17 protein-coding genes and 2 pseudogenes are annotated in these 13,956 nt (G+C 68.1%); 6 read left to right on the top strand and 13 right to left on the bottom strand.

Going from position 1 to position 13,956, the window contains the following annotated elements:
• Nucleotides 1–18: 18 nt before the first annotated feature.
• Both ACWPXE_RS24865 and ACWPXE_RS24870 read right to left on the bottom strand, forming a co-directional pair.
• Entirely contained in the window at nucleotides 19–921 is a 903-nt protein-coding gene (locus ACWPXE_RS24865; RefSeq protein ID WP_454019976.1) for a LysR family transcriptional regulator, read from the bottom strand.
• A 134-nt stretch (nucleotides 922–1,055) separates the two neighbouring features.
• The gene (locus ACWPXE_RS24870) at nucleotides 1,056–1,379 is read right to left on the bottom strand and encodes an FCD domain-containing protein (RefSeq protein ID WP_454019977.1); all 324 of its coding nucleotides are present in this window, start codon (nucleotides 1,377–1,379) and stop codon (nucleotides 1,056–1,058) included.
• On the opposite strand from ACWPXE_RS24870, the pseudogene ACWPXE_RS24875 reads away from it, so the two are divergent.
• The 3 genes and pseudogenes from ACWPXE_RS24875 to ACWPXE_RS24885 all read left to right on the top strand — a co-directional run.
• Nucleotides 1,315–1,611, top strand: a pseudogene (locus ACWPXE_RS24875) (4-hydroxythreonine-4-phosphate dehydrogenase PdxA); the annotation flags it as partial. The gene ACWPXE_RS24870 and the pseudogene ACWPXE_RS24875 sit on opposite strands and share 65 nt — an antisense overlap.
• A 104-nt stretch (nucleotides 1,612–1,715) precedes the next feature.
• On the top strand, nucleotides 1,716–2,048 hold the full coding sequence (locus tag ACWPXE_RS24880) for a 4-hydroxythreonine-4-phosphate dehydrogenase PdxA (RefSeq protein WP_454019978.1): 333 nt from the start codon (nucleotides 1,716–1,718) through the stop codon (nucleotides 2,046–2,048).
• Between the two features lie 16 nt (nucleotides 2,049–2,064).
• Nucleotides 2,065–2,433, top strand: a complete 369-nt coding sequence (locus ACWPXE_RS24885) for an SDR family oxidoreductase (protein WP_454019979.1) — start codon at nucleotides 2,065–2,067, stop codon at nucleotides 2,431–2,433.
• A gap of 15 nt (nucleotides 2,434–2,448) precedes the next feature.
• Here the strand turns inward: ACWPXE_RS24885 and ACWPXE_RS24890 are convergent, their stop codons facing one another.
• From ACWPXE_RS24890 to ACWPXE_RS24905, 4 genes are all read right to left on the bottom strand, one after another.
• The gene (locus ACWPXE_RS24890) at nucleotides 2,449–3,411 is read right to left on the bottom strand and encodes a bile acid:sodium symporter (RefSeq protein ID WP_454019980.1); all 963 of its coding nucleotides are present in this window, start codon (nucleotides 3,409–3,411) and stop codon (nucleotides 2,449–2,451) included.
• Nucleotides 3,412–3,463: 52 nt separating this feature from the next.
• Nucleotides 3,464–3,895, bottom strand: a complete 432-nt coding sequence (locus ACWPXE_RS24895) for a MerR family transcriptional regulator (protein ID WP_237906923.1) — start codon at nucleotides 3,893–3,895, stop codon at nucleotides 3,464–3,466.
• An 84-nt stretch (nucleotides 3,896–3,979) separates the two neighbouring features.
• Complete coding sequence (locus ACWPXE_RS24900; protein WP_454020060.1) at nucleotides 3,980–5,350, bottom strand: aminotransferase-like domain-containing protein; 1,371 nt, start codon at nucleotides 5,348–5,350, stop codon at nucleotides 3,980–3,982.
• Between the two features lie 44 nt (nucleotides 5,351–5,394).
• Nucleotides 5,395–5,724 carry a GntR family transcriptional regulator gene (locus ACWPXE_RS24905; RefSeq protein WP_454019981.1) on the bottom strand — a complete coding sequence of 110 codons (330 nt, stop codon included), beginning with the start codon at nucleotides 5,722–5,724 and terminating at the stop codon, nucleotides 5,395–5,397.
• A gap of 522 nt (nucleotides 5,725–6,246) precedes the next feature.
• Between ACWPXE_RS24905 and ACWPXE_RS24910 the strand changes: the two genes are divergently transcribed.
• The 3 genes and pseudogenes from ACWPXE_RS24910 to ACWPXE_RS24920 all read left to right on the top strand — a co-directional run bounded on the left by ACWPXE_RS24910 (nucleotide 6,247) and on the right by ACWPXE_RS24920 (nucleotide 7,241).
• Entirely contained in the window at nucleotides 6,247–6,741 is a 495-nt protein-coding gene (locus ACWPXE_RS24910; protein WP_454019982.1) for a hypothetical protein, read from the top strand.
• Nucleotides 6,742–6,813: 72 nt separating this feature from the next.
• Nucleotides 6,814–7,085, top strand: a pseudogene (locus tag ACWPXE_RS24915) (transposase); the annotation flags it as partial.
• Between the two features lie 15 nt (nucleotides 7,086–7,100).
• A complete protein-coding gene (locus ACWPXE_RS24920; RefSeq protein WP_454019983.1) occupies nucleotides 7,101–7,241 on the top strand; it encodes an integrase core domain-containing protein in 141 nt (46 codons plus the stop codon).
• 101 nt (nucleotides 7,242–7,342) lie between these two features.
• On the opposite strand, the gene pcaD is transcribed toward ACWPXE_RS24920, so the two are convergent.
• The 7 genes from pcaD to benC form a co-directional block, all read right to left on the bottom strand.
• Nucleotides 7,343–8,173 (bottom strand): 3-oxoadipate enol-lactonase, encoded by an 831-nt coding sequence (pcaD, locus tag ACWPXE_RS24925; RefSeq protein WP_454019984.1) that lies wholly within the window; start codon nucleotides 8,171–8,173, stop codon nucleotides 7,343–7,345.
• A gap of 4 nt (nucleotides 8,174–8,177) precedes the next feature.
• Complete coding sequence (locus ACWPXE_RS24930; RefSeq protein WP_454019985.1) at nucleotides 8,178–8,861, bottom strand: CoA transferase subunit B; 684 nt, start codon at nucleotides 8,859–8,861, stop codon at nucleotides 8,178–8,180.
• Between the two features lie 20 nt (nucleotides 8,862–8,881).
• Nucleotides 8,882–9,583 carry a CoA transferase subunit A gene (locus tag ACWPXE_RS24935; RefSeq protein ID WP_454019986.1) on the bottom strand — a complete coding sequence of 234 codons (702 nt, stop codon included), beginning with the start codon at nucleotides 9,581–9,583 and terminating at the stop codon, nucleotides 8,882–8,884.
• Between the two features lie 20 nt (nucleotides 9,584–9,603).
• The gene (locus ACWPXE_RS24940) at nucleotides 9,604–10,455 is read right to left on the bottom strand and encodes a 3-keto-5-aminohexanoate cleavage protein (protein WP_454019987.1); all 852 of its coding nucleotides are present in this window, start codon (nucleotides 10,453–10,455) and stop codon (nucleotides 9,604–9,606) included.
• A 30-nt stretch (nucleotides 10,456–10,485) separates the two neighbouring features.
• Nucleotides 10,486–11,871: an MFS transporter gene (locus tag ACWPXE_RS24945; RefSeq protein WP_454019988.1), complete on the bottom strand. Its 1,386-nt coding sequence runs from the start codon at nucleotides 11,869–11,871 to the stop codon at nucleotides 10,486–10,488.
• A 223-nt stretch (nucleotides 11,872–12,094) separates the two neighbouring features.
• Entirely contained in the window at nucleotides 12,095–12,895 is an 801-nt protein-coding gene (locus tag ACWPXE_RS24950) for a 1,6-dihydroxycyclohexa-2,4-diene-1-carboxylate dehydrogenase (protein ID WP_454019989.1), read from the bottom strand.
• Nucleotides 12,892–13,911, bottom strand: coding sequence for a benzoate 1,2-dioxygenase electron transfer component BenC (benC, locus tag ACWPXE_RS24955; protein WP_454019990.1), 1,020 nt, complete (start codon nucleotides 13,909–13,911; stop codon nucleotides 12,892–12,894). Before benC ends, ACWPXE_RS24950 begins: the two co-directional genes overlap by 4 nt.
• Nucleotides 13,912–13,956: the final 45 nt, after the last annotated feature.

A 13,956-nucleotide genomic window follows, 5' to 3' on the forward strand; every position in this document is an offset into this window, starting at 1 on the left:
ATTTCGAATTTCTCGAAATCATGGCTTCGGCACGGCCTGCTCCCGCAGGAAATCCAGGAGCCGTTGGCTCGGCGCATCCAGCGCGTCGGGTGAGCGGACGCAAATCTCGAAGCTGCGTTCCGCCCATTCCTCGTCGAGGGCGACCAGTTCGACGCCGAGCGCGTTCGACAGCGGCAGCACGGCGCGCTTCGGCAGAACGCCGACGCCCAGCCCGAGGCTGATCATCTGGCACATCACCTCGAAACTGCGGACCTGGACGCGCACCTTGATGAAGCGGCCCTCCGCCCGCGCCCGCTCGGCGAGCAGGCCGTGCACGGCGGTGCCACCCTCCAGCGCCACATGCTCCTCGTCCAGAAGCTCGGCGAAGCGCAGGCTGGGCCGGCCGGCGAGACGATGCCCGCGCGGCAGCGCCACCCACAGCCGGTCCTTGGCGTAGGGGTAGCGGACCAATCCCTCCGTTCCCCGGCCGCCGACGATGACCCCGATGTCGGCCTTCTTGCGGTAGAGCGCGTCCAGCGTGTCGGCGCTGGGGCGTTCCTCCAGCTCCAGCTTGATGCCGGGATTTTCGGCGGCGAAGCGCGAGAGGTCGGCGGCGAGGCATTCCACCAGCGCCGAGGAGGAGGCGTAGACCCGCACATGGCCGCGCACGCCAGACCGGTATTCGGCGAGCATCGCCTCCAGCTGCGCCCCCAGATAGACCATGTCGTGGGCGTAGCGCAGCACGAGCAGCCCGGCCGGGGTCGGCTCGATGCCGTGCGGGCGCCGCTTCAGCAGCGGCATGCCGGCATCGTGCTCCAGCAGCCGGATGCGCCGGCTGGCCGCGGACACCGCGAGATTCAGGGCCTCGCTCGCGCGGCTCAGGCTTTTCAGCTCGCAGGCTTTCACGAACAGCCGAAGCGTCGCCAAGTCATGGTGAAGCACGGTCCACACACCCCATCCGCAAGTCACCGGCCATCCGCAATCCGCCGGTCCCGACAGAGTGCCATTCCGGGCGCGGGCGGGCGAGCGCGATGACAGGGGGAGGGGATTCGGTGACAGGATTCAGGGCGCCCGGATCACAGCGACAGGTCGAGCACCCGTCCCTCGAACACGCGGTCGCACGACCCTTCCAGATTCCGGCGCATGCGCGCCCGCGCGGTGTCGGCCTCGCGGTTGCGGATCGCCTCGAAGATGCCCCGATGTTCCTCCAGAACATGGGACAGCCCGCCGCTCGGCCCCAGCAGCGACGAGCCGTGGAACTTCATGCCCACGGCGATGTGGTCCTTCAGCGCCTGCATCGACGACGCGTAATAGTGGTTGTTGGCGGCGTCCGCGATGGCGGCGTGGAAGGCGAAATCAGCGTCGTCCCGGTGCCGGTGGGCGCGGGTCGCGTCGGCCATCAGGTCGAGCCCCGCGAACAAGGCCGGCTACCACTTCGCCGGCCACACCGACCTGCTGGCCGAGCTGACCGGCGCCCGCGGGTCGGTGATGATGCTGGCCCACGGCAACATGCGGGTCAGCCACGTCACCACCCACATCGCGCTGGAGGACGTGCCGAAGCGCCTGACGCCGGAGCGGCTGCGCTATGTCATCGACCGCACCGACGAGACGCTGGCCGGGCTGGGGCTGGAGCGCCGCCGCATCGCCAGCGCCACCCTGAACCCCCACGCCGGGGAAGGCGGGCTGTTCGGCCCCGGCAGGGCATCGAGATCACCACCCCGGTCATCGAGCGCTGCGTGGCCGAAGGCTTGGACGTGGTGGGGCCGGTGCCGGGAGACACGGTGTTCGTCAAGCTGCGCGCCGGCCAGTTCGACGCGGTGGTCGCCATGTACCACGACCAGGGGCACATCCCAGTCAAGCTGCTGGGCTTCCACGTCGATCCGGCGACCGGCCGGTGGGACGCGCTGAACGGGGTCAACATCACGCTGGGGCTGCCGATCATCCGCACCTCCGTCGACCACGGCACCGCCTTCGACATCGCCGGCAAGGGCATCGCCAACGAGCTGAGCCTGATCGAAGCCATCGATCACGCCGAGAAACCGGCCGCCGCCCGCCGGCGGACCGGCTGAGGAAGGAGCACCCGCCATGACGGAGTCCATCCACGCCACCCCGCCCGAAGCCATGCCGTCCGCCTTCGCGCCCATCGAGCAGGTCCGGCCCCCGCGCGTCCTGTTCGGCGGCGGTCTGGTCGCCTCGGTCGGCGCCTGGGCGCGCGAGAACGGCATCGCCCGCACGCTGGTGGTGGCCGACGCCTTCAACGCCGCCCGCGTCGGGCTGCTCGACCTGCCGGGAGCCGTGACGGTCTTCGACCGCGTGCAGCCGAAGCGGCCCCCCATCGGCCGCTTCGTGAAACCGGAGGAGGTGGCGGCGCTGACCGCCTTCCTGCTGTCGGACTCGGCGGCCAGCATCACCGGCCAGCGCATCGTGGTGTGCGGCGGCGCCTCTCTGGTGTGAAGCGCCTTTTCTGGTTCAGCGCGCCGGCACGAGGCGCGGCACCCAGCGGACGTAGGTGAGCATCGCCGCCAGTTCCACCAGCGTCTGCGTCACCACCACCGCGGGCACCAGCGCCCCGCCGTCCGGGACGGCGAAGGCCAGCGGCAGGACGACCAGGGAGTTGCGCGTGCCGCCGCTGAAGACGACGGCCCGCGCCGCCTCGGTCTCAAGCCGGAACAGGCGCGCCACCGCCCGGCCGGCGTAGGGCATCGCCAGCGCGAAGGCGATGTAGAGCGGCACGGCGAGGGCCACCGCCCGCGCCTGGGCGGCCACGTCGGCGGCGACCGCCGCGACGACCAGGAACAGCACCAGCGCCATGAGCGGCACCGGCAGCCACGCCAGGGCGCCCGCGACGGCCTTTCCAGTACCGCTGCGCGCAGCCCAGGCCTGCGTCACCCCGGCCAGCGCCAGCGGCACGGCGATCAGTCCGACGAAGGCGTCGACGAACGGACCCGGCTGCATCAGCGCCGCCGCTCCCTCCCCGGCGAACAGGCCGAGATAGACGGGCAGAAGCAGCATCTGGACGAGCAGCAGCACCGGCGTCGCGGCCAGCACCAGCCGCGCGTCGCCGCGCCCGAGATGGGTGAAGACGACGACATAGTCGATGCAGGGCGCCAGCAGGACCAGCAGCACGCCGAGCCGCACCGCCGACTGGTCCGCGGGCAGCACGGAGACCAGCCCGAAGACGACGCAGGGCACCACCGCGAAATTGACCAGCAGCAGGGCCGACAGGAAGCGGGTGTTCGTGACGCTCCGCCGCAGGTCGCCCAGCGGGACCTGAAGAAAGGTGATGTAGATCAGCGCGGCGAGGGACGGGTTGATGCCCGCTTCCCAGGCGTCGCCCGGCACAACGGCGGCGGCAAGCAGCCCGGCGACGACCGCCGCGAAATAAACGGGGACCTGATGGTTTTCCAGATCCGCGCGGGTGATGGCGGCCATGTCTCGGCTCCCGGTCATGGAATGTGTTTCTGGCCGTGCCGGACCCGCCGGGTCACGGGCAGCAGCGGCCATCCTCATGGTGCGGCGACAGCGCCTCGATGATGCGGCACTCAGCGATCCGGCCGCCGCGCCGGCACTGGTGGGCCAGCCGGTCCAGCTCCTCGCGCAGGCGTTCCAGATCGGCGATCTTGCGCTCCACCTCGTGAAGCTGTTCGAGCACCAGGGCATCGACCTCCCCGCAGGGGCGGTCCGGCTGGTCGGCCAGATCCAGCATCGCCCGGACGGTCTCCAGCGGAAAGCCGAGATCGCGCACCCGCCGGACGAAGGTCAGCCGCCGCACATGGTCGTGGCCGTAGCTGCGGTAGTTCCCCGCCGTGCGGGCGGGCGCCGGCAGGATGCCGATCTTCTCATAGAAGCGGATGGTCTCGACCTTGGTGCCGGTCATCTTGCCGAGCGCGCCGATGGACAGATCCTGCTGCGCCATCACAAACCCCTTTGACCCTGTAGTGACTTCAGGGTGGAGGATAGCGCAGAGCGGGCATCCGCGCATCCGCCGCCGAACGGGACCTCATCCTTCCGCCGCCGCGATCGCGCGTTTCAGCACTTCGAAAACGCGCGGATCGCTCATCTGGGCGACGTTGAACCGCAGATAGCCGGCGGCCGATTGGCTGACGCTGAAGACGTTGCCCGGGGCGAGAACCACCCGCTCGTCCAGCGCCGCCCGTGCCGCGTCCGCCGCGTCCCGGCCGTCCGGCAGGCTGCACCAGAGATAGAAACCGCCGCGCGGCATCAGCCAGGGGTGCAGGCCGAGGGCCGCCAGCCGGTCCGCCGTTTCGCGCCGCGCCCGAGCCAGACGACGGCGCAGGCCCTCCAGATGCTTGCGGTAGCCGGCATCGCCGAGGGTCGCGAGGACGAGTTCGGCGGCGACCGGACTCGGCCCGCCGAAGTTCGTCGCGACCTGCAGATCGACCAGCGCCTCCACCCAGTCCGGCCGCGCCGCGAGATAGCCGCAGCGCACCGAGGCGGAAAGCGTCTTGGAGAAGCTGCCGATCCGGATGACCTGGGACAGCCCGTCCAGGGCGGCGAGGCGCGGGGAGGGGTCCGGCTCGAATCCGGCGAAGATGTCGTCCTCGACGATGGTGACGTCGTGGGCGGCGGCGGCCTTGAGCAGCCGGTGCGCCGTCTGCGGCGACATCGTCGCCCCCGTCGGGTTGTGGAGCGCCGCGTTGGTGATATAGAGGCGTGGCCGATGTTCGGCCAGCGCTTTGGCGAAGAGCGCGGTGTCCGGCCCGTCGCGGGTGTAGGGCACGCCGACGATGCGGACCTGATGGGCGCGCAGCAGGGCCTGGAAGTTGAAATAGCAGGGGTCGTCGATCAGCACCGCGTCGCCGGGGCGCAGCAGGAAGCGGCAGATCAGGTCGATCGCCTGGGTTCCCGACCCGGTCAGGAGAATCTGGTCGGCCCCCGCCGCGATCCCTTCCTCCGCGAACTGCCGCGCCAGGAGCCTGCGCAGGGCGAGAGAGCCGCGCGTGCTGCCATAGTCGGCCAGCACGGCGTCGTCGGCGTGGGCGAGACGGCGGATGGCGCGGCGCAGGGTGGCGTTGGGCATCCAGTCCGCCGGCAGCCACCCGCATCCGGGTTTCAGCATCTCCGCGTCGGCGTCGAGCGACTGGCGCGACACCCAGAAGGGATCGATGGCCCGGTCGCGGCGCGGTTCGGCCTCGGCCAGGGCCAACGGCGGCAAAGCGCCGGACACGTAGAAGCCGGAACCGGGCCGCGAGCGGATCACGCCTTCGGCGGCGAGACGGTCGTAGGCCTCCACCACGGTCGACGGCGACACGCCCATGGCCGTGGCGAAGCGGCGGATGGACGGCAGCCGGTCGCCTGGGAACAGTCGCCCGTCCGCCATCCTTTGACGGATCGCGTCCATCACCTCCATGGTCCGGGTGACGTTGCGCGGTTCCGGCAAGGGCGAGCCCGTCCTCACCCGGTCTCCCGCAGGGATTTCGACGCCTTGGCGCGGCGGGCTTCCAGGGCGCCCCGCACCTCGATCGGCATCTCCGGGCTGGTGTCGTCCGCGTTGAGGGTGTTGTTGATGAGGCCGCGCAGCACATGCTCGCTGAGATTTTCCACCACCGTGCCGCGGCTGACGTCGAAGCGCCCGGCCAGCACCCGTTCCGCGGGCAGCTTCTGTCCCGCCTCGATGATCCGGCGGGCGATCAGGCCGTTGAACTGCTCGATGATGATGTCGGGCGGGCGTCGGACCTTGATTTTCTGCAGGTGGCGTGAGACGTCGGAATCAGGGTCTTCCATGCCGCTCTCCAGTCGCTGAACTGGTTCGCTGGTACGCAGCGGTTCCTGTTGTTTAGGCATCCCGGGTGGACAAGTCAATCGCACGCCATGGCCCGGGATCCCGGACCGCCGGCCATGAACGCGCGGACGGCTTGTTCACCGCTCCGTTCGGCATCCCGACCCGGGACGGAGCGGCGGAGGTTCAGCCGACGGTCTTGGTCCGTAGATGGTCATGAAGCCGCCATCGGCGAAGATGAACTGGCCGTTGACGAAGTCGGAGGCCGGGAACACCGCGATGCTTATGCCTCCGGCAGGTCTGGCCGGCAATTTGTGCCCATGGGCAGAGTCCCGCCAAGCGAAAGACGTCCGCACCGGCGTCACGGGTGCCCGGCATAGTGTTCATCGGCGGGAGGCGATGTGGCACAACTTTTGCTTTTGCTCGACACCGCATGGCCCGAGCCATGAACCGCAGTGGAGGTGAACATGCACGTCCTTGGGCACCCTGTGGCCGTTGGACAGGCTGCCGTTTCGGATCGGGGTCGGATGTCGGGTGCCGGCCAACCGACCGGTTCGACCAGCTTCTCGGATCTGCTGTCGGCGAACGCTTCCGAAGCGCCGGCTCCCATGACCGCGCCGGCATCGACCGAGCCGGCCGAGAGCGAAGAGATCGCCCGGCTGCAAAAGGATCTGGATGCTTACAAGCGCCAGCGGGAGAAAGTCGTCCAGAGCCGAACCAGCGACCCGCCGGCGTTTCAGATGGCGCTGCCTGTCAACGACCGCGGTTACATGCCCTACGTGACGGCCGACCAGCAGAAGCTGATGGACCGCATCACCGACTCCTATCTTGGCCGGCCGGAGCACGAGATGGAGAGGATGTGGGAGGAACTGCGGGCCAACGGCCTCACGCCGGAGCAACTCGTGCGGACCGCGACGTACTTCGTCAATCTTGACGGCGAGGTCGTCAGCCGTGCGGTGGCAACGGGAGGCCAGCGATCCGTCCAGCACGGGAGCACCGCCTGGATGGCATCGAGCGTTTGAGGGATCGTGACTGACCTGCTCCCCAGAAACTCCTCCAGGCTGAGTTAGAGTCCGTCGAGCAAGGAGACGGACATGAAGAAGAGCCGGTTCAGCGAGGAACAGATCATTGGAATCCTGCGCGAGCAGGAAGCTGGCAGGCCAACGGCGGAGGTCTGCCGGCGGAGGTCTGCCGCAAGCACGGGATCAGCGAGGCGACGTTCTTCCGGTGGAAGGCGAAGTAGGGCGGTCTGGAGGTGTCGGAAGCCAAGCGGCTGAAGACGCTGGAGGACGAGAACGCCCGCCTGAAGCGTCTGCTGGCGGAGGCGATGCTCGACAACGCGGTGCTCAAGGATCTCGCTGCAAAATAATTGGCCGGCGGTGTGCGTATCGGACAACGGCGCGACGAGTGCCTCAACGAGACGCTGTTCACCTCGCTCGTCCATGCCCGTGCCGTCCTGGCGGCGTGGCACAGCGATGACAACCACGTCCGACCGCATTCCGGCCTCGGCGCCGCCATCTGATCTCCGCCACCGAGTACCGTGCACCCGAGCGCGCCTTCACCATCTGGCGCGAGGTGACCGGCCTCGCCCTGACCGCTTGAACCATCCAGAACGCGGGTTCTTCAGACCCTCAGCTCGTCAACAGACCGTGAAGTTGACAGTACCCGTGTGAGCGTGTCCAGAAATCCGAGAAGATGCTGGTTCACGCGATCAGCGCGTTCAACGGCGAGGAGATGCGCCGCGCGGGGTAGGACGACCATCTCGGCGCCGCTGATGCGCGCGCGGATGTCCTCCATCAAGGGCACTGGGGTCGCGGGGTCGTCGGCTCCCGCGACGATCAGGGTCGGCGACCCGATGGCCGGGATCGCCTCCCTCAGGTCCATGTCCCGGATAGCGCGACAGCAGGCCGCATAGCCGCGAGGATCGTTCTTCAGGAACCGCTCACGAATCGCGGCGACCGCTTCCCCCGAAGATTCGATGAACGGGGGGGTGAACCAGCGGGGAATGATAGCGTCCACGATGGCCTCCATGCCGTCCCGGCACACCGTCCGCGCCCGCTGCTCCCAGCCCTCGGGCGGCGGCAGGCAGGCGGCCGTCGCCATGAGAACGAGGCCGGCGACCCGGTCTGGGTGTTCGATCGCGAAGGCCTGCGCCGTCATACCCCCCAGCGACAGGCCGACGACATGGGCCTTTTCGATGCCGAGCGCGTCCAGCAGCCCGGCAAGGTCGGCGGCCAGATCGCCGATGGTGGCGGGGCGGTCGATCACGGCCGACCGGCCATGGCCCCGGCTGTCGTACCGCAGGCAGCGATACCGCCCAGAGAGCGCCGGCACCTGGGCATCCCACATTTCCAGCGTGGTGCCGATGGAGTTGGAGAAGACGACGACGGGTGCCCCCGCAGGGCCGGAGAGTTCATAATGCAGTTCGACGCCGTTGGCGTTGATCGAAGGCATGGGACTATCCCTCCGCAAGGCAGAGCGAGGTTTGATCGCGGAAGCGGTCCGTATCGACGCCGAAGTCGGCTTCGGTCTTCTCGCGGACCTCAATCACGGTGACGCCGGGGGCCAGCTCGATCAGCGTCAGGCCGCCGTTGTGCTTATCGATGGTGAAGACAGCGAGGTCGGTGACGACCATGTCCACCACGCCCACCCCGGTCAGCGGCAGGGTGCAGCGCGTCAGCAGCTTGCGCTCGCCGTCCTTGGCCGTGTGGTCCATGACAACGACCACCCTTTTAACCCCGGCGACGAGATCCATGGCGCCGCCCATGCCCTTGACCATTTTGCCGGGGATCATCCAGTTGGCGAGGTCGCCGTTCTGGGCCACCTGCATGGCGCCCAGGATCGACAAATCGATGTGCCCGCCGCGGATCATCGCGAAGCTGTCGGCCGAGCTGAAATAGCTGGTGGTTGGCAGCTCCGTGATGGTCTGCTTGCCGGCGTTGATCAGATCCGGGTCCTCCTCCCCATCGTAGGGGAAGGGACCCATGCCCAACAGGCCGTTTTCCGATTGCAGCGACACCGTCATCCCCTCGGGGATGTGGTTCGCCACCAGCGTCGGGATACCGATGCCGAGATTGACGTAGTAGCCGTCGCGCAACTCCTTCGCGGCGCGGGCGGCCATCTCTTCGCGGGTCCATGCCATGGTTCGGTTCTCCCTTCTTGTCAGGCGCGCTGGCGCACGGTGCGCTGCTCGATGCGCTTCGCCACGCCCGGCGCGTGGACAATGCGCTGCACGAAAATGCCGGGGGTGTGGATGTGGTCGGGGTCGATTCCGCCGGGCTCGACCAGCTCCTCCACCTCGGCGACGGTGACCTTGCCGGCAGCCGCCATCATCGGGTTGAAGTTGCGCGCGGTCTTGCGGAAGACGAGGTTGCCCTCGGTGTCGGCCTTCCAGGCCTTGACGACGGCGAGGTCGGCCTTCAGCGCCGTTTCCATGACGTGGGTCTCGCCGTCGAACACGCGCAGTTCCTTGCCTTCGGCCACCAGCGTGCCGGCGCCGGTCTTGGTGAAGAAGGCGGGGATGCCGGCACCGCCGGCCCGGATGCGCTCGGCCAACGTGCCTTGCGGGTTGAACTCGATCTCCAGTTCGCCGGCCAGATACTGCTTGGCGAAGGTCTTGTTCTCACCCACGTACGACGAAACCATCTTGCGGACCTGCCTCGTCTCCAGCAGGACGCCCAGGCCGACGTCGTCGATGCCGGCGTTGTTGGAAATCACGGTCAGGCCTTCAACGCCGGAGTCCCGGATCGCCCCGATCAAGGTTTCCGGAATGCCGCACAGTCCAAAGCCGCCAGCCATGACGGTCATGCCGTCCTTGAGCAAGCCGGCCAGTGCCGACGTCGCGTCGGGATAGATCTTTCTCATGTCCATTTCTCCCTCGGGGATCACGAAGCGGTGACCGCGGTTTCCAGGGCCGGCAGGCCCAACATCGCCCTGGCCTCGGCAGGGGTCGCCGGGCGCGCATCGTGTTCGGCGCAGAGGTCCACCGCGACCCGCACCAGCTCGGCGTTGTTCTTCGCCAGCCGGTCCCTGGTGATGCGGACATTGTCCTCCAGCCCGGTCCGGACGCCGTCGGCGCCGCGCTCCAGCACCCAGCGCATCACTTCGGACTGGTGGCGGCCGATGCCCGCCGCGGTCCAGGTCGCCTTGGGCAGGACCCGCTTCAGCTCGATCAGCAGAGTGTCGAGAAGACGTTCCTCGGCGGGCATGGCGTTCTTCACGCCCATCACGAACTGCACGTGCGGACGGTCGTTCATCAGCCCCTCTTCCACCAGACGCTTGGCGCCGTGAATGTGGGAGAGGTCGAAAATCTCGATCTCCGGCAGCACGCCGTTGTCCCGCATCTTGGTCGCAAGATCGCGCACCAGGGTCGGCCCGTTCTCGTAGACGATGGTCGGGAAGTTGACGGAACCGGTCGAGAGCGAGGCCATGTCGGGCTTCAGGTACAGGGCGCTGCCGCGCGCCGCCGGATCGCGCCCGCGCCCGCCGGTCGAGAACTGGACGATCATCCCCGGGCAGTGCCTGACGATGCCCTGCTGCACGCGGGCGAAGAGTTCGGGGTCGGAGGAGGGGCTTTCGTCCGGGTTCCGGACATGGATGTGGACCAGGGATGCGCCGGCCTCGAACGCCTCGTGCGTGGACTCGACCTGCTCCGATACGGTAACCGGCACCGCCGGGTTGTCCTTCTTGCGCGGAACGGAGCCCGTGATCGCGACGGTGATGATGGTGGGTTTCATGACTAGGATCCTTGAACGCTGGGGCGGAGATCAGGCGACCTCGGCGGCCGGTTGATCAGTGGTTCGCGTATCGGGGAGGACATGAGCGGCCGTGGCGTGCGTCGGCTGGGGTGCGAGCCATCCCTTCACGAGCATGGCGATGCCGGCGATGACCACGGGGAGGCCCACGATGGCGAAGGCGGTCGACAGGCCCAGGCCACTGGCGAGGATCGCGCCTCCGACCATCGACCCCAGCACCGAACCGCTGCGGCCGATCCCGTTCGCCCAGGCGACGCCGGTCGCGCGGCTGGCCGTGGGGTAATAGCCGGCAGCCAGAGCGTTGACCCCGACCTGCGATCCGGCAAGGCAGAAGCCCGCACCGAAGACCGCAACCCCCAGCAGCCACGGCGACACCGTCGCACTGCCGATCAGGGCGATGAACAGGGCCGCCGAGGCGTAGGACACGCCGAGCACGCGATGGGGGTCCATCCGGTCCATCAGCGCCCCGATCAGCAGCGCACCGATGGTGCCGCCGATTTGCAGCAGCATGGCCATCAGGGACGCGTCCTTCAGGGACATGCCGGCGCCGCTGATCACGGTCGGCAGCCAGCTCGCCAGCAGGTAGAAAACCAGCAGGCTCATGAAGAAGGTGAGCCAGAGCAGAAGCGTGCCCTTGATCAGGTCGGGCCTGACGAGTTGCGCCACCGGCGAGCCCTTTGGCTTGGCGATCCCGACGAAGGTCGCACCATCGAGATCCGCATCGGGCGCGAGCTTGCGGAGCACGGCGGCGATCCGCTCGGACGGAGCGTTCCTCAGCACCAGGAAGCGCACGGATTCAGGCAGGGCGATGAGGAGGAGCGGAACCATGGCGAGCGGCGCAATGCCACCGATCAGCAGAACGGAAGGCCATCCGTAGCTGGCGACGAGCTGCGCCGCGGCGAGCCCGCCCAGGGCCGAACCCAGCGTGAAGCCGCAGAACATCACCGTGGTCAGGAAGGAGCGACGCTTCTCCGGACAGAACTCCGACGTCAGCGTGATCGCGTTCGGCATCGCCCCGCCCAGGCCCATGCCGGTCAGGAAGCGAAGCACGATCAGCATCTCGAGCGACGTTGACCAGGCGGAGAGCAGGCTGGTCGCGCCGAAGAACACGACGGTCAGGATCAGGGCGTACTTCCGACCGATCCTGTCGGCGAGCGGGCCGAAGATGAAGGCACCCACCATCAGGCCGAAGAGACCGGCGCCGAACACGGGCGCGAGCTGCCCCGGCGTCAGTTGCCAATCGGCCCTGAGGGCCGGCGCGATGAAACCGATGGCCGCCGTGTCGAAGCCGTCGATGGCCACGATGATGAAGCACAGGGCGATGATCGTGATCTGGAATCGCGAAAGTTTGTGCGAATTGATGAAGTCTTGGACGTCGATGGTCCGGGCGTGCGCCATGGTTTCCTCCCTCTTTGTGTTGTGATGGACGCCGATGCGGGATCAGACCGCGTCGCGGTGGATCTGGAAGCCGGCGAAGGACCGGCTGACCGGCATGATTTCCAGGCCGCTGACGTTCAGGGACGCGCGGGGCCGGCATCCGCCCGGCCGCGTTCGTTGGCATCCCAGGGGACGACCCGTTGACTGTCTCGATGATCTGTAGATGTGCCGTGGAGGAGGCGGCTCAGCCGAGGTCGCCGCCGGCAACCGGCAGTATGGTGCCGGTGATGTAGGAGGCCTCGTCGGAGGCCAGGAACAGGATCGCCGCCGCCTGTTCCTCAAGCGTCCCATAACGCTTCATGAAACTCGATTTGATCGTCTGGTCCACGATGCGCTGGTACCAGACCTTCTCCTGCTCGCTCTGCTCGCCGGGGTTCCGGGGAACCCGGCGGGTCGGCGCCTCCGTGCCGCCGGGGGCCGTTCCGACGACGCGGATTCCGTGCTCGGCGTATTCGAAGGCCAGGGAAGCGGTGATCGCGTTCACTCCACCCTTTGCCGCCGCGTAGGGCACGCGGTGCACGCCGCGCGTGGCGACCGACGACACGTTCACGATCACGCCCCTGCGCCGTTCGAGCATGTGCGGCAGCGCCGCGCGGCAGCACCACAGGGTCGGGAACAGCGAGCGGCGGACCTCCGCCTCGATCTCCCGCTCCCGGTACTCGGCGTAGGGCTTGGCCCAGATCGTTCCGCCGACGTTGTTGACGAGGATGTCGATGCGGCCGAACCCTTCCATGGCGGCGGCCATCGACGCCTCGGCACCGGCGTAGGTTTCCAGGTCGGCGGTAACCGCCAGCGCCTCGCCCCCATGTGCGCCGATCTCCTCGCGGACCTCGTGGACGAGGTCGGAACGATCCACCAGGACCACTCGTCCACCCTCGTGGGCGGCGTTGACGGCGACCGTGCGGCCGATGCCCTGCGCGGCGCCGGTGACGACCAACACCTTGCCGTCGAAACGCTGACGCCCCCCTTTGACAAATGGGCTCATGATGCGCCTCCCTCGCTCGGCGCGAACTTCTCATAGTGGAAGTTCACGGGGGTGATGCCCTGGTCGCGGAAGAAGGCGCGTACGGCTTCGACCATCGGCGGCGGGCCGCAGAGGTAGACGTCCACGTCGCCCGCGTTCAGGTGCCGCTCGTCGAGGTGATGCGTGACGTAGCCCTTCAGCGGGTGGTTGCTGTCTTCGCTGGCGACGCAGGTCGCGAAGGTAAGGCCGGGGATGCGCTTGGCGTGGTCTGCGATGGTTTCCACCTCAACGAGGTCGCCGTCGTTGGTGACCCCGTAGACGAGGTGGATCGGGTGGTCGCAGCCGGTCTCCACCATCGTGCCCAGCATGGACAGGAATGGCGCCAGACCCGTGCCGCCCGCCAGCATCAGAACCGGCCGCTTGGTGTCGCGCAGATAGAAGCCGCCGAGCGGCCCCTTGACGGTCAGCCGGTCGCCGGGCTTGGCCCGTTCGGCCAGATAGCCGCTCATCAGGCCGCCCGGCACGTTGCGGATCAGAAAGGTGGTGATATCCGCACCCGGCGGGGAGCTGAAGGAATAGGAGCGGGTCTCGCTGGTGCCCGGCACCTGGATGTTGACGTACTGGCCCGGCAGGAAGGCGAGCCGGCCGGCGTTCTCCAGCTTCAGGGACAGGTTGAAGGTGCTGTCGGAAAGCTTGTCCACACCGATGACCTCGGCGGCATAATCGGTCGCCTGCGTCTTGCACATCTCCGAAGAGGCTTCGATCCGCAGCACGATGTCGGATTGCGGCCGCATCTGGCAGGTCAGGCAGTAGCCTTCCCCGGCCTCCTCGTCGCTCAGCGCGTCCTCGATGTAGTCGCCGCCGTCGTAGCGCCCGGCCTCGCAGAAGCTCTTGCAGGTGCCGCAGGCGCCGTCGCGGCAGTCGAGCGGGATGTTGATCCCCTGGCGATAGGCGGCGTCGGCCACCGTCTCGCCGGGATTGCTCTGAATGAAGCGGGTGATCCCGTCTTCAAAGTTGAGAGCGATGTTGAAGCTCATGGTCGCCTCCCTGACCCCAAGTCCTCCAGCCCAAACACCGGAGCG

This window comes from Azospirillum sp. Marseille-Q6669, assembly GCF_965111635.1.

Excerpts from the sequence above, each read along its gene's own strand:
- ACWPXE_RS24935 (WP_454019986.1), bottom strand. The coding sequence starts at position 9,583 with ATGAGAAAGATCTATCCCGACGCGACGTCGGCACTGGCCGGCTTGCTC.
- ACWPXE_RS24885 (WP_454019979.1), top strand. The coding sequence starts at position 2,065 with ATGACGGAGTCCATCCACGCCACCCCGCCCGAAGCCATGCCGTCCGCC.
- ACWPXE_RS24930 (WP_454019985.1), bottom strand. The coding sequence starts at position 8,861 with ATGGCATGGACCCGCGAAGAGATGGCCGCCCGCGCCGCGAAGGAGTTG.
- ACWPXE_RS24950 (WP_454019989.1), bottom strand. The coding sequence starts at position 12,895 with ATGAGCCCATTTGTCAAAGGGGGGCGTCAGCGTTTCGACGGCAAGGTG.
- ACWPXE_RS24905 (WP_454019981.1), bottom strand. The coding sequence starts at position 5,724 with ATGGAAGACCCTGATTCCGACGTCTCACGCCACCTGCAGAAAATCAAG.
- ACWPXE_RS24890 (WP_454019980.1), bottom strand. The coding sequence starts at position 3,411 with ATGGCCGCCATCACCCGCGCGGATCTGGAAAACCATCAGGTCCCCGTT.
- benC (WP_454019990.1), bottom strand. The coding sequence starts at position 13,911 with ATGAGCTTCAACATCGCTCTCAACTTTGAAGACGGGATCACCCGCTTC.
- ACWPXE_RS24900 (WP_454020060.1), bottom strand. The coding sequence starts at position 5,350 with ATGGAGGTGATGGACGCGATCCGTCAAAGGATGGCGGACGGGCGACTG.
- ACWPXE_RS24895 (WP_237906923.1), bottom strand. The coding sequence starts at position 3,895 with ATGGCGCAGCAGGATCTGTCCATCGGCGCGCTCGGCAAGATGACCGGC.
- ACWPXE_RS24945 (WP_454019988.1), bottom strand. The coding sequence starts at position 11,871 with ATGGCGCACGCCCGGACCATCGACGTCCAAGACTTCATCAATTCGCAC.
- ACWPXE_RS24870 (WP_454019977.1), bottom strand. The coding sequence starts at position 1,379 with ATGGCCGACGCGACCCGCGCCCACCGGCACCGGGACGACGCTGATTTC.
- ACWPXE_RS24910 (WP_454019982.1), top strand. The coding sequence starts at position 6,247 with ATGTCGGGTGCCGGCCAACCGACCGGTTCGACCAGCTTCTCGGATCTG.
- ACWPXE_RS24940 (WP_454019987.1), bottom strand. The coding sequence starts at position 10,455 with ATGAAACCCACCATCATCACCGTCGCGATCACGGGCTCCGTTCCGCGC.
- pcaD (WP_454019984.1), bottom strand. The coding sequence starts at position 8,173 with ATGCCTTCGATCAACGCCAACGGCGTCGAACTGCATTATGAACTCTCC.